Origin of the sequence: Cellulomonas sp. GbtcB1 (assembly GCF_019091725.1) — a bacterium.
GTDB lineage: Bacteria > Actinomycetota > Actinomycetes > Actinomycetales > Cellulomonadaceae > Cellulomonas.
In genome coordinates this window covers 1-13,356 of the sequence record NZ_JAGXJG010000078.1, presented here as the reverse complement: position 1 = coordinate 13,356, position 13,356 = coordinate 1, and the positions used below count along the sequence as shown (strand labels likewise).

The window sequence follows — 13,356 nt, the reverse complement described above, 5'->3', positions numbered from 1 at the left end:
CGAGTGCCGAGAGGCCCGTCCCCGCCGGGGGGCGGGCCTCTCGTGCGTCATCGGTCGCGGGCTGTGCCGGCGGCCGTCCGGGCCGCCGGAGCACGCGACCAGCACGCGCGCGCCGACCGGCAGGTCCGCGAGCGCGTCCGCGACGGCGCCGCGCACGGCCGCGACCGCGGGGTCGAGGCGCGCCACGTCAGCCGTGCACCCGGCGCACCCAGGCGGCCGGGTCCGCGATCTCTGCGGCCGACGGCAGCGCGTCCGCGGCCGTCCACACCGCGTTCAACCCGTCGGTGCCGACCCGGCGGCGCACCGCGCGCACGAACGCCGCGCCGTCGCGGTACTGGGCGAGCTTCACGTCCATGCCGAGCACGGCCCGCAGCGCCTTGCGCATGCCGCCCGTGCCGGCGGCGCCGTCGCGGCGGGCCTCGAACCGGCGCCGGATGCGCCGCACGGACGGCACGACCGTGCGGCCGACCGCGTCCATCGTCACGTCCGCGTGCCCCTCGAGCAGCGCCATGACCGCGCCGACCTCGTCGAGCACGACGCGCTGGCGGGGGTCGAGCAGGTCGAGCAGCGAGCGCGGCCGACCCCCGCGCGCCGCGGCACCCGCGTCGCCCGACGGGTCCTCGTCGCCGGCGTCGCCGTCCGCCCGGGCCGCCCCGTCCGTCCCGTCCCCCCGCGCCGGCCACGGCCACCGCGGCCGCGACCCCTCCTCCGCGAGCAGCACCCGGAGCCGGTCGCTCAGGTGGTCCGCCAGCCAGGGCGCGGACGCGAACTGCTGGGCGTGCGTCTGCTCGTGCAGCGTCACCCAGAGCCGGAAGTCCGCGGGGTCCACCCCGAGCGCCCGCTCGACCGCCAGCACGTTGGGCGCGACGAGCAGCAGGGTGCCCCGGCCGCCCCACGGGTCGTACTGGCCCAGCACCGCCCCCGACAGCAGCCCGAGGACCGCCGCGACCTGCCCGGCGCCGGCCGCGCCGCGCAGTCCCCGGTCGGCGGGCACCCCGACCCGAGCCGTCAGGCCCTCCAGCGCCCGCACGTTGGCGCGCGCCCAGGACGCGCGGTCGACCACCCGGACGTCGTGCGCGGGAGCGGCCGGGTCGGCGGGCGCCATCCGGGTGATCCGGGCGACGTGCTCGGCCGCGACGGGCGCGGCGGCGTGCAGGTCGGCGACGACCGCGGCCCGCTCGGCGCGCGTGGCGGCGGGCCCGGACCGCACCGCGCGCGCGGCGAGCCGGGCCGCCAGGTCCCAGTCCACGGCCGGCTGCACCCGCCCACCGTAACCACGCGCGTGCGCGCGGTCGTTGCAGACGGGCGGGGGTCAGCCGCGGCAGCCGCAGCCCGCGAGCGCCGAGACGAACCCGTCCAGCGCCTGCCGCGGCTGGTACTGGCCGACCGCCCCGGTCTGGTCGGCCATGAGCACGAACAGCAGCAGCCGCCCGTCCGCGTCCAGCACCGAGCCGGCCAGCGAGGTGACGCTCGTGAGGCTGCCGGTCTTGGCGCGCACCAGGCCGGTCGCGTCGCCGGAGCGGAACCGGTCGGACAGCGTGCCGGTCAGGCCGCCGATCGGCATGCCGTTGCTGACCTCGCGCAGCTCGGGGTGCGCGGGGTCGACGACGAGCTCGAGCAGCCCGAGCAGCATCCGCGGCGGCAGCGCCGACCCGTCGGCCAGCCCGGAGGCGTCGGCCAGCGTGGCGCCCGCGGTGTCGACGCCCAGGGTCTGCGCGGTGCGCAGCACGGCCTGGGTCGCGCCCTCGAAGCTGCCCGGCAGGCCGAGGTCGAGCGCGACCATCCGGGCGACGACCTCGGTGATCGTGTTGTCCGAGGTGTCGAGGAAGTACTGCGCGACCTCCGGGACCGGCGCGGACGACACGACGCCGAGGACGTCCCCGGTCGCGGGCGCGGACACCCGCGCGGGGGTGCCGGTCACCGTGATCCCCGCCTCGCCCAGCCGCGCGGCGAACTCCGTGGCGGCGTGCATCGCCGGGTCGGCGCGCCGCGGCGGGTACTCGCCGGCGGAGATCTTCGCGATGTCGACCGCGAGCGGTGCCACCGGCGCGACGAACCCCATGGCGATGTCCGCGGGGTCCCAGCCGGGCGCCGTGGCGGGGCCGCTGAACAGCGTGTCGTCGAGGCCCAGCGTCACCGTGTCCCGGCCCGCGAGCCGCAGCTGCACCGCGACCAGCGCCGCGAGGTCGGCGAGGCCCGCGCGGCCGTTCACGGCGTCCGGGTCGCCCACGCCGGCCGCCAGCATCATGTCGCCGCCGCCGACCAGCACGATCTGGTCCCCCGCGCCCTGGCGCACCGTGGTGTCGAAGGTCCGGTCCGCCCCGAGCCGGGTCAGCGCGGCCACGCCGGTGACGAGCTTGGCGGTCGACGCCGGGGTCCGGGCGTCGTCGCCCGCGTGCTCCCCGAGGACCTCGCCGGTGAGGGCGTCCGCGACGAGCACGCCGACCGTCGGGCCCAGCCGCGCGTCGCCCGCGAGCCCCTGCACCAGCGCCTGCACCTGGTCCGCGTCCGGGGCGGGGGTGGCCGCGTCGAGGTCGGCCAGCACCGTCGCACCGGCCCCGGTCGTCGTCGCGCCGGGCGCCTCGGGGAACGGGGCCGCCGGGGCGGGCTCGGGCGCGAGGGTCACGAGACCCGGCACCACGTCGTAGGCGTCCGCGGTGACGTAGGCCCCGCCCGCGAGCACCACCACGAGCGCCGCCACGCCGATCGTCCTGCCCGCGCGCGCCACCGCACCTCCCGTTCGCGTCCCGTTCTCCCGGCCCGGGCCACCGCCGAGCCGTCCGTGCGTCACACTAGGGGCTTGAAGGCGACGCGCCACCACCTGGCACGCCGCCGTGATCAGCTGCCCGCCGCGGCGCCAGGGTCGCCGGCGGCGGAGACGAAGGAGCAGGTGTGGAGTTCGACGTCACGATCGAGATCCCCAAGGGCCAGCGGAACAAGTACGAGGTCGACCATGCGACCGGACGGATCCGGCTGGACCGCATGCTGTTCACCTCGACCCGGTACCCGGACGACTACGGGTTCATCGACGGCACCCTCGGCGAGGACGGCGACCCGCTGGACGCCCTGGTGCTGCTCGAGGAGCCGACGTTCCCCGGCTGCCTGATCCGCTGCCGCGCGCTCGGCATGTTCCGCATGCGCGACGAGGCCGGCGGCGACGACAAGGTGCTCTGCGTGCCGACGGGCGACCAGCGCGCCGCGTGGCGCCAGGACATCGACGACGTCTCGGACTTCCACCGCCTGGAGATCCAGCACTTCTTCGAGGTCTACAAGGACCTGGAGCCCGGCAAGTCGGTCGAGGGCGCCCACTGGGTCGGCCGCGCCGAGGCCGAGGCCGAGATCGAGCGCTCCCGGCAGCGCGCGATCGACGCGGGGTACGACCAGCACTGACCCGCGCCGCCGCCCCCGCGCGGGGCGGCGACCCGGACGACGGAGGGCCCCGGAGCGCAGCGCGCGCTCCGGGGCCCTCCGTCGTGGTGCGGGGTGGGCGGGTCAGCCCACCCGGCCCGCGTAGGCCATCGAGTTCGTGTACCGCATGGGCGAGATCTTGACCGGGACGCCCTCGCGCGGCGCCTCGAGGATCTGGCCGCCGCCGATGTAGAGGGCCACGTGGTAGACGCTGCTCGCGTCGTTCTTGTTCGTGCCCCAGAACACCAGGTCGCCCGGCTGCAGGTCGCTGTACGCGATCTTGGTCACCTGGCGGTACTGGTCGCGGGACGTGCGGTTGAGGCTGACGCCGGCCGCGCGCCAGGCGCCCTGGGTGAGCCCGGAGCAGTCGTACCCGTTGGGGCCGGTGCCGCCCCAGACGTAGGGCAGGCCGAGCTTGGTCCGGGCCCACGCGATCGCGGTCTGCGCCTTGCTCGCGGACACCGGCGGCGGGGTCGTGACCGGAGGGGTCGTGACCGGGGGCGTCGTCACCGGGGGCGTGGTCACCGGCGGGGTCGTCGCGGGCGGGGGCGTGCTCGGCGTCGACGGCGTGCTCGGGGTGGACGGCGTCGACGGCGCGGCCGTCCCGCCCCCGGCCGCCGGGGTCGAGCTGCCGCCGCCCGCGGCCGGCGTGCTCACGGCGGGCACGGTCGTGCGCTCGGCCTGCGCGGCCGCCTCGGCGCGCTGCTGCCGCTCGGCGTCGATCTGGTCCTGGCGGGCCTGCTCGACCTCGGCGCTGGTGTTCCGCGCGACAGCGAGCTGCTGGATGAGGCCGGCGCGCTCGGTCTGCGCGGAGGCGACCGCGGCGTCGGCGTCCGTCTGGGCCTGCTGGGCCGCGTCCAGGGCGTCCTGCGCCTCGGCGGCGGCCGACTCCTGCGCGGCGGCAGCCTCGTCGGCCTTCGTCTTGAGCGTGGTGGCGACCTGCTCGGCGGCGAGGTAGCCCTGCACGGCCTGGTCGGCCTTGGAGCTGACGTGCGACAGGGCCTCGCTGCGGGCGACGACGTCCTCGAACCCGTCGGCGGAGAGCAGGGCCTGCACGGTGTCCATGGAGCCGCCGGACCGCGCGGCCTCGCGGGCGATCGCCACGAGCGTGGCCCGGGCGTCCGCGAACTTCTCCTGCGCCTCGTCGTACTGGTCGGACGCCTGGGCGGCCTGCTGCTGCGCGGACGCGAGGTCGGCCTGGGCCTGCGCGTACGCCTCACCGGCCTGCTGGACCGCGACCTGGCTGGTCTCCGCCTGCGTGCTGAGCTCGGCCAGCCGGACCTCGATGCCCGCGACGGCCGAGGACGCGGACGACACGGCCCGCCGGGCGTCCCGCACGTCCTGGTCGCTCACGTCGGGGTCGGCCAGCGCCGCGCCGCTCGCCGGCAGCAGCAGCACCGCCGCCGTGATCGCCGCGGCTGCACCGCGCACCGCGCGCGCTCGTCTCGTCCGCACCTGCTCGCCTCTCGTCAGCCGTCCGCCACCCCCCGCGCACCGCGTGCGCGACCGGGGCCGGCGGAGTCCCGCGCCCCGCTCAGGGACGCTACCGGGGAAAATCACAGAAGTGAACACGAGTCACACCGTTCACACGAGTCACATCGGCGTGGTTCGGGACGAACCGGACACCGGAGGGGACGAATCACCCGCGCGGGCGATCTCCGACCCCCGTGACGTGCCGCTCGGCACCCCCGCGCCCGCCCGCCGTGGACAGCGCGTCTCACATCGCGGGACGGCTGTTCCACGCCCGGGCGCCCGCTCCGTACTGTGGGCGGCATGTCCCGCCGAATGTGTCGCTGACCAGCGCACGCTCGGCTGTGCCCGCAGGCCCTCGACGGGCCGCGGCCCCGGCGCCCCGCTGACGGCGACCGCCCGTCGCCCCGGGGGCGCCGCACACCGGCACCGGCCGCCCGGGACCCCTCCTGGCACGACGCGCGTGCGCACCGCCCACCACCCGCACCGCCAGCCCCCACGCACCGCCAGGAGACAGACGATGACCCAGTCGCAGTGGTCCTTCGAGACCCGCCAGATCCACGCCGGCCAGACGCCCGACAGCGCCACCGGCGCCCGCGCGCTGCCGATCTACCAGACGACGTCCTACGTGTTCCCCGACGCCGGCGTCGCGGCCGACCGGTTCGCGCTCAAGGACCTCGGCCCTATCTACACCCGGATCGGCAACCCCACCGTCCAGGCCGTCGAGGACCGGATCGCCTCCCTCGAGGGTGGCGTCGGCGCGCTGCTGCTCGCGTCCGGCCAGGCCGCCGAGACGTACGCGATCCTCAACATCGCCGAGGCCGGCAGCCACGTCGTCGCCAGCCCCAGCCTGTACGGCGGCACGTACAACCTGCTGCACCACACCCTCCCCCGGTTCGGCATCGAGACGACGTTCGTCACCGACCCGCACGACCCGCAGGCGTGGCGCGACGCGGTCCGCCCGAACACCAAGGCGTTCTTCGCGGAGACGGTGCCGAACCCGAAGCAGGACGTCCTCGACATCGAGACCGTCGCGGGCGTCGCCCACGAGTCCGGCGTCCCGCTGATCGTCGACAACACGGTCCCGACCCCGTACCTGATCCGGCCGCTGGAGTGGGGCGCGGACGTCGTCGTCCACTCCGCCACCAAGTACCTCGGCGGGCACGGCGCGGCGATCGGCGGCGTGATCGTCGACGGCGGCACCTTCGACTACGGAGCCGACCCCGAGCGGTACCCCTCGTTCAACACCCCCGACCCGTCCTACGACGGCCTGGTGTTCGCGCGGGACCTCGGCAAGGACGGGGCCTTCGGCGTCAACCTCTCCTACGTGCTGCGCGCGCGGGTGCAGCTGCTCCGCGACCTCGGCGCCGCGATCAGCCCGTTCAACGCGTTCCTCATCGCCCAGGGCCTCGAGACCCTGTCGCTGCGCGTCGAGCGGCACGTCGCCAACGCCCAGAAGGTCGCCGAGTGGCTGGAGGCACGGGACGACGTGCTGTCCGTGACCTACGCCGGCCTGCCCTCGCACCCGCAGTACGAGCTCGGCCGCAAGTACGGCCCGAACGGCACCGGCGCGGTCCTCGCGTTCGAGGTCGAGGGCGGGGCCGCCGCCGGCCAGGCGTTCGTGTCGGCCCTGGAGCTGCACTCCAACGTCGCGAACATCGGCGACGTCCGCTCGCTGGTGATCCACCCGGCCTCGACCACGCACAGCCAGCTGACCCCCGAGGAGCAGGCGCTGTCCGGCGTCACGCCGGGGCTGGTCCGGCTCTCCGTCGGGCTGGAGGGGATCGAGGACATCCTCGCCGACCTCGACGCCGGCTTCCGCGCCGCCAAGGGGGCCTGAGCGACCCCGTGCCCACCACCCGATCCACCCCGACGGGCGCCGCGATCCCCGCGGCGCCCGTCGGCGCACCCACGTCAGGACGGCCCGTGCCCGACCGCAGCACCCGCACCACCCCCGCCGCCGGCCCGGGCGGCCCCACGGGCGACCGCAGCGGCCGGTCCGCGCCGAGCACCCTGCCCCGGGCGTCCTCCGCCTGGCGCGACGGCGACCCCGTCGGCCGGCGCCGGTTCGTGGAGCTGGGCGCGCTCGACCTGGAGGCCGGCGGCCGGCTGCCCGACGTCCGGATGGCCTACGAGACCTGGGGCACCCCGGCCCCGGACGGCTCGAACGCCGTGCTCGTCCTGCACGCCCTCACGGGCGACTCGCACGTCACCGGCGACGCCGGCCCCGGGCACCCCACGCCCGGCTGGTGGTCGACGCTCGTCGGTCCCGGGGCGCCGATCGACACCGATCGCTGGTTCGTCGTCGCACCGAACGTGCTGGGCGGCTGCCAGGGCAGCACCGGCCCGGCGAGCACCGCGCCCGACGGCCGACCGTGGGGCAGCCGGTTCCCGCAGCTGACGGTCCGCGACCAGGTCGCCGCCGAGCTGCGGCTCGCCGACGCGCTGGGCATCGGGTCCTGGGCCCTCGTCGTCGGCGCGTCGATGGGCGGGCAGCGCGCGCTGGAGTGGGCGGTCACCGCGCCGCACCGCGTCCGGCGGCTCGCGGCGATCGCCACCTCCGCGCAGACCTCCGGCGACCAGATCGCCTCGTTCCACACCCAGCTCACCGCGCTGTCCGCCGACCCGCGGTTCCGCGGCGGCGACTACTACGACGCGCCCGACGGCGAGGGCCCGCACGTCGGGCTCGGGCTGGCCCGGCAGATCGCCCACCAGACGTACCGCAGCGCGGCCGAGCTCGACGCGCGGTTCGGCCGGATCCCGCAGGGCGGCGAGGAGCCGCTCGACGGCGGCCGGTTCGCGGTGCAGTCGTACCTGGACCACCACGGGGACAAGCTCGCGCGCCGGTTCGACGCGAACACCTACGCCGTGCTGACCCGGTCGATGATCACGCACGACCTGGGCCGCGACCGCGGCGGCGTCGAGGCGGCGCTCGCCACGGTCACCGCGGACACGCTGGTGGTCGCGGTCGACTCGGACCGGCTGTTCCTGCCCGAGCAGTCCGCGCGGATCGCCGCGGGGGTGCCGGGGGCGCGGCCGCTGCGCACGCTGCGGACCCCGTACGGGCACGACGGGTTCCTCATCGAGCACGAGCAGCTCGGGCCGCTGGTCCGGGAGCACCTGGAGGGCTGAGGCGGACGCCGCGCCGGGAGCGCGGCAGCGTCTGGCACGCTGACCCCATGCAGACCGGGATCGGGGACGTCACGGAGCGCACCGCGGTGCTGCGCCGGCAGTGGGACGCGCTGCGCGACTGGGTCGGCGACGTGCTGGACGCCGACACCGCGCGGGCCGCGAGCGTGCTGGACGGCTGGAGCGTCGCCGAGCTGGTCGCGCACCTCGGCCGGGCGATGGACGCGCTGGCCGTGTGCGAGCCCGCGCCGCCCGGCACCGTCCCGCTCAGCCTCGCCGAGTACCTGGGCTCGTACGCGGGCCGGGCGGCGGACATCGACCGGGTGACCAAGGAGCTCGCGTCCGAGATCGCCGACGACCCGCTGCGGCACGTCGACACCCTGGTCGCGCAGGCGCTGCGCCGGGCCGACGAGCTCGGGCCGCAGGACCGCGTGGTGCAGGCCCGCCGGGGCCCGGTGCTGCTGTCCACGATGCTGGCGTCCCGCATCACCGAGCTCGTGGTGCACGCCGACGACCTCCAGCGCTCCCTCGCGCGCGCCCGCGGCGCGGCCCCGGGGTCGCGCGCGGAGCTCGGCACCGGCGTCGGCCCGCTGCCGGGCGTGCCGGGCGGGCTCGGACCGGAGGGCGGGCTCGGCGACGGCGTCACCTCGGCGGGGCCGGTCGACGGCGACGCGCTGGACCTCGTGGCGACCGAGCTGCTGCGGATCGTGCAAGCCCGCGGCGGCTGGGACCTCGACGTGGTGCAGCCGCTGACCTGGGTGCGCCTCGCCGCGGGCCGGGTGCCGTACGACGTCGACGTCCTGGCGGCCGCCCTCGCCCCGCGGTTCACGTCCGACTCGGTCCCGGACCTGGGCCGCATGCTTCCCCTCCTCTGACGCCGAGCCCCCGCTTCGCCGAGATGGCGACTCTCGGCTGTCCCCGGACGCCCCGGCACAGCCGAGAGCTGCCATCTCGACGGGTTCTCGCGGGGTGCGGGCGGGGTTCTCGCGGGGTGCGGGCGAGTTCTCGCGAGGTCCCGGGGCAGCCCGCGGCGCGCGGGATAGGGTCGGGAGCATGCTCGCCGCGATGGTCACCCGGTTCTCGCCCGACGACCCCCTGGCGGGGCTGACCGTCGGGGAGCACCCCGAGCCCGACGCACGCGAGCACTGGACCACCGTCGACGTCCGCGCGGCGGCCCTCAACCAGCACGACCTCTGGTCGCTGCGCGGCGTGGGCCTGAAGGCCGAGCAGCTGCCGATGGTGCTCGGCACCGACGGCGCCGGCGTGACCCCCGACGGCCGCGAGGTCGTGCTGCACGCCGTGGTCGGCGGCGCGTCCGGGCACGGCGTCGGCCCCGCCGAGCCGCGGTCGCTGCTGTCCGAGCGGTACCCCGGCACGGTCGCCGAGCGGGTCGCGGTCCCCACGTGGAACCTCGTCGCGAAGCCGGCGGAGCTGTCGTTCGTCGAGGCGGCGTGCGTCCCGACCGCCTGGCTCACCGCCTACCGGATGCTGTTCACGACCGGCCGCGCGCAGCCGGGCCAGCGGGTGCTGGTGCAGGGCGCGGGCGGCGGCGTCGCGACGGCCGCGATCCGGCTCGCCGCGGCCGCCGGGCTCGAGGTCTGGGTGACCAGCCGGGACGAGCGGCGCCGGGCCAGGGCGCTGGAGCTCGGGGCGGCGGGCGCCGTCGCGTCCGGCGAGCGGCTGCCCGTCCGCGTCGACCTGGTGGTCGAGACCGTCGGCGCCGCCACGTGGTCGCACTCGGTGCGCTCCGTCCGGCCGGGCGGCACGATCGTCGTCGCCGGCGCCACCACGGGAGACCCCGCCGCCATGGAGATCCAGCGGGTGTTCTTCCTGGAGATCGCGGTGCTCGGGGCCACGATGGGCACGAAGCAGGACCTGGAGCAGCTGCTCGCGTTCCTGGCCCGCACCGGCGTGCGGCCGGTCGTCGACTCGACCGTCCCGCTGGCCCGGGTCGGCGACGGCCTGGCACGCTTGGCGCGCGGCGAGCAGTTCGGCAAGGTCGTCGCCGAGGTCTGACGGGCCGCGAGGCCGACGGGGAGGGCGCGCGATGGCCGGCCGCTGGCACGAGGACGTCCTGGGCGAGGACTACCGGGTCCGCACGATCGACCTGGCGCCCGACGACGAGGGCGAGGTCGTCGCCAGCCTGGTCCGGTACGCCCCGCCGACGGCCGAGGCGCTGCGGCCCTCCCGCGCCGTGCTCTACCTGCACGGCTGGTCCGACTACTTCTTCCAGACCGGGCTCGCCGAGTTCTGGCACGCCCAGGGCGCCGCGTTCTACGCCCTCGACCTGCGCAAGTACGGCCGCAGCCTGCGACCGCACCAGACACCCGGGTACGTCGACGACCTGCGCACCTACGACGAGGAGATCGAGGCCGCGCTCGACCAGGTGCACCGCGACCTCGGGCGGTTCGCGCGGGTGATGATCATGGGCCACTCCACCGGCGGCCTGATCGGCGCGCTGTGGGCGAACCGGCACCCGGGCCGCCTCCACGGGCTGGTGCTCAACTCGCCCTGGCTGGAGCTGCAGGGCGCCGCGGTGGTCCGGCACGCGAGCGCGCCGGCGATCGCCCGGCTGGCCCGGCTGCAGCCCAAGGCACCGCTGCCGAACATCGACCCGGGCTTCTACGGCCGCACGCTGCGGGCCGCGGACGGCGGGGAGTGGACCTACGAGGACGCCTGGCGGCCCGTGCCCGCGTTCCCCGTCCGCGCCGGCTGGCTCGCCGCCATCATCGCCGGGCACGCGGAGGTGGCCCGGGGGCTGCACATCCGGGTGCCGGTGCTCATGCTCGCGTCCGACCGCACCGTGATCAGCCCGCGGTGGAGCGAGGACATGCGCGCCGCGGACGTGGTGCTCGACGTCGAGCTGCTCGCCCGCCGCGCGGTGCAGCTCGGGCCGGTGGTGTCGGTGGTGCGGATCGCGGGCGGGCTGCACGACCTCACGCTGTCGCCGGCCCCGGTCCGGGCACGGCTGTACGCGGAGATCGGCCGGTGGACGGCGGCGTACGGCTGGTCGTGAGCGACCAGCCGCGCGCGGCTCAGGCGCCGACGGCCTCGCCGAGCGTCGGGCCGTCCTCGCCGAACCGCCACACCCGCCAGCCGTCGGTCGGCCGCTCCAGGTCGGCGGCCGCGGTCGCGGCGCTGCTCGGGTCGGCGTGCACGCTGCCGTCCTCGAGCTCGATGAGCCCGTCGACCCGCAGCGTCGCGACCAGCCGCTGGTTGCGGCGCACGCGGTGCCACACGAGCTCCAGGTCCCGGCGCTCGGCCGCCGCGAGGGCCTCCAGCTCGGGCAGCGGCTCGGAGGCCACCGCGGTCGCGTCGCCGTCGCGCGGGGCCGGGACGTCGTCGACGACCGGCGGGATCAGGGTGGTCTCGTCCGTGCGCGGCGCGGGCCGCGGCTCCGGGGCGGGGGCGGCGTGCCGGTGGTGCTCGGCGCCCTCGGGCGCGGCGGGAGCCCCGGCGGCGTCAGGGCGGTCGGCGGCATCGGGTCGGACCACCGGCGTCGGGTCGGTGGGCGCCGTCCCGCGGTGCCCGCCCGAGGTCGCCGTGCGGGCCGCGGCCACCGGGACCGCACCGGTGCGGGGGCCGGGCTCGACGGCGCGGCGCTGCCCGGGGGTCGCGCGCAGCGGCGACACGTCGACGTAGCGGCGCCCGCCGGGGCCCTGGGTCACGCCCAGCCGCAGCACCTCGACGCCGCCGCCCGCGGTCACGTGGTCGACGGCCTCCAGCACGTCCTCCGCGACGTCCGCGCACACCACGACCAGCCGCGCGCCCGACGGCACCGGGCCCTGCGACCGCAGCACGGGGGCACGGTCGCGGAACACGGCGAGCTCGGCCTCGAACGCCTCGGGGCCGCCGCGGTACATCCGCGCCAGGTCCGCGCGGCTCAGCCGGGCGGCACCGCCCGCGTGCCGCAGCGCGCGCACCAGCGCCGCCTCGTCCAGCAGCTGCACGACCTCGACGACGACCGGGCGCGAGGCCGCGTCGAGCGCCAGCAGGTGCGGGCCGCCGTGGGCGCCCTCGCGCACCGTCAGCACCTGCTCGCCCAGCAGGTCCGACGCGTGCTCCGCCACGAGCGCGGACGAGTCGGCCTCGAACGCGTCGGCCCGGGGCCGCATCGGCTGGACGAGGGTCCCGTGGCCGCCGTCGAGCTCGAAGATCGCCATCAGTCCGCTGCATCCCTTCTCGCGGCCCCCGACCGGACCGCCCCACCGCGCCGTACGCACCGCTGCCGGGCGCCCGGCACCGCCGGGCGCTCCACCCCGCGGAAGTCTTCCACCGCCGGGACCGCACCGGGTCCCGGCCCCGCCCATCTGCACGAGATGTCCACGCCGGCGCGTCCCGGCCGCCGGCCGGACGCGCGCGCCGTCACGCGGACAGGTGCTCCTCCAACCGCTCGACCTTGCCCGTCAGCTCACCGGTGCGGCCCGGCCGGATGTCCGCCTTGAGGACGAGGCTCACGCGGCCCGCGTGCCGGCCGACCGCCTCGGACGCCCGCTTCACCACGTCCATGCACTCGTCCCACTCGCCCTCGATGGTCGTGAACATCGCGTCCGTGCGGTGCGGCAGGCCCGACTCCCGGACCACGCGCACCGCGTCGGCGACGGCCTCGGTCACGGACTCACCCGCACCGAGCGGGGACACGGAGAACGCCACGAGCATGCCTCCCACCCTGGTGCACGCGGCGGGGATCCGTCCAGCCCCCGGACGGGTACGGGGCCCGCGCGGACGGGTGCGGGGCGCTTCACCCGCAGGTCGGACCCATCCGGCCCCGCCCCCGCTCCGAACCCCCACCAGCGCACGCTCCGTGCGCCACGTCAGCGGGGACGCACCCCGGGAGGAGAGATCACCATGGGCCAGTCTGCCAACCGCCTCGTCGGCGGGATCTTCGGCGCCGTCTACCTGCTCGTCGGGATCGCCGGGTTCTTCGTCAGCTCCGGCGCGGACTTCGCGGGGACCGAGGGCGGGACGCTGATCTTCTTCGAGGTCAACCCGCTGCACAACATCGTGCACCTGGCGATCGGCGCCGCCCTGCTGGGCGCCGCGCTGTCCTCGGTGCGCGCCGCGCGGGGCGTGAACACCACGGTCGGCGCCGTCTACCTGCTGGTCGGCCTGCTCGGCTTGTTCCTGGTCGGCTCGTCGGCGAACATCCTCGCCCTGAACGGCGCGGACAACGTGCTGCACTTCGCCAGCGCGATCCTGCTGCTCGGCGTCGGCCTCGGCGCCGACCGCGCCGCCACCGCCCCGGCCGCGGCGCGCCGGGCGTGAGCGGGTCGCTCGCCGGCCGCGTCCCCGGGTCCGCGCGGGGGCTCCTCGGCCGCGCGCACGCGCTCGGCCTGGCGCTCGAGGTCG

The 13,356-nt window shown here is 77.0% G+C and carries 12 protein-coding genes and 1 pseudogene; 7 read left to right on the top strand and 6 right to left on the bottom strand.

What is annotated here, in order from left to right; genetic code table 11:
* The 3 genes and pseudogenes from KVT14_RS18855 to dacB all read right to left on the bottom strand — a co-directional run.
* Nucleotides 1-186, bottom strand: a pseudogene (locus KVT14_RS18855) (hypothetical protein); the annotation flags it as partial.
* 1 nt (nt 187) lies between these two features.
* Nucleotides 188-1,261, bottom strand: a complete 1,074-nt coding sequence (locus KVT14_RS18850; protein WP_217617074.1) for a zinc-dependent metalloprotease — start codon at nt 1,259-1,261, stop codon at nt 188-190.
* Nucleotides 1,262-1,312: 51 nt separating this feature from the next.
* Complete coding sequence (gene dacB, locus KVT14_RS18845; RefSeq protein WP_308161168.1) at nt 1,313-2,701, bottom strand: D-alanyl-D-alanine carboxypeptidase/D-alanyl-D-alanine-endopeptidase; 1,389 nt, start codon at nt 2,699-2,701, stop codon at nt 1,313-1,315.
* Nucleotides 2,702-2,892: 191 nt separating this feature from the next.
* Here dacB and KVT14_RS18840 point away from each other — a divergent pair, with 191 nt between their 5' ends.
* Nucleotides 2,893-3,390, top strand: a complete 498-nt coding sequence (locus KVT14_RS18840; protein ID WP_146835884.1) for an inorganic diphosphatase — start codon at nt 2,893-2,895, stop codon at nt 3,388-3,390.
* A 102-nt stretch (nt 3,391-3,492) separates the two neighbouring features.
* On the opposite strand, the gene KVT14_RS18835 is transcribed toward KVT14_RS18840, so the two are convergent.
* A complete protein-coding gene (locus KVT14_RS18835; RefSeq protein ID WP_217617072.1) occupies nt 3,493-4,839 on the bottom strand; it encodes an NlpC/P60 family protein in 1,347 nt (448 codons plus the stop codon).
* A 559-nt stretch (nt 4,840-5,398) separates the two neighbouring features.
* On the opposite strand from KVT14_RS18835, the gene KVT14_RS18830 reads away from it, so the two are divergent.
* From KVT14_RS18830 to KVT14_RS18810, 5 genes are all read left to right on the top strand, one after another.
* On the top strand, nt 5,399-6,718 hold the full coding sequence (locus KVT14_RS18830; RefSeq protein WP_217617071.1) for a bifunctional o-acetylhomoserine/o-acetylserine sulfhydrylase: 1,320 nt from the start codon (nt 5,399-5,401) through the stop codon (nt 6,716-6,718).
* Nucleotides 6,719-6,891: 173 nt separating this feature from the next.
* Nucleotides 6,892-8,010 (top strand): homoserine O-acetyltransferase, encoded by a 1,119-nt coding sequence (locus KVT14_RS18825; RefSeq protein WP_254631308.1) that lies wholly within the window; start codon nt 6,892-6,894, stop codon nt 8,008-8,010.
* A 47-nt stretch (nt 8,011-8,057) separates the two neighbouring features.
* Nucleotides 8,058-8,882 (top strand): maleylpyruvate isomerase N-terminal domain-containing protein, encoded by an 825-nt coding sequence (locus KVT14_RS18820; protein ID WP_217617069.1) that lies wholly within the window; start codon nt 8,058-8,060, stop codon nt 8,880-8,882.
* A 178-nt stretch (nt 8,883-9,060) separates the two neighbouring features.
* Nucleotides 9,061-10,023, top strand: coding sequence for a zinc-binding dehydrogenase (locus KVT14_RS18815; protein WP_217617068.1), 963 nt, complete (start codon nt 9,061-9,063; stop codon nt 10,021-10,023).
* Between the two features lie 31 nt (nt 10,024-10,054).
* Nucleotides 10,055-11,023, top strand: coding sequence for an alpha/beta hydrolase (locus KVT14_RS18810; protein WP_217617067.1), 969 nt, complete (start codon nt 10,055-10,057; stop codon nt 11,021-11,023).
* A 19-nt stretch (nt 11,024-11,042) separates the two neighbouring features.
* Here the strand turns inward: KVT14_RS18810 and KVT14_RS18805 are convergent, their stop codons facing one another.
* Entirely contained in the window at nt 11,043-12,170 is a 1,128-nt protein-coding gene (locus KVT14_RS18805) for a hypothetical protein (protein WP_217617066.1), read from the bottom strand.
* A 202-nt stretch (nt 12,171-12,372) separates the two neighbouring features.
* Complete coding sequence (locus tag KVT14_RS18800) at nt 12,373-12,666, bottom strand: MTH1187 family thiamine-binding protein (RefSeq protein ID WP_154730165.1); 294 nt, start codon at nt 12,664-12,666, stop codon at nt 12,373-12,375.
* Between the two features lie 189 nt (nt 12,667-12,855).
* On the opposite strand from KVT14_RS18800, the gene KVT14_RS18795 reads away from it, so the two are divergent.
* Nucleotides 12,856-13,272, top strand: a complete 417-nt coding sequence (locus KVT14_RS18795) for a DUF4383 domain-containing protein (protein ID WP_217617065.1) — start codon at nt 12,856-12,858, stop codon at nt 13,270-13,272.
* Nucleotides 13,273-13,356 lie beyond the last annotated feature (84 nt).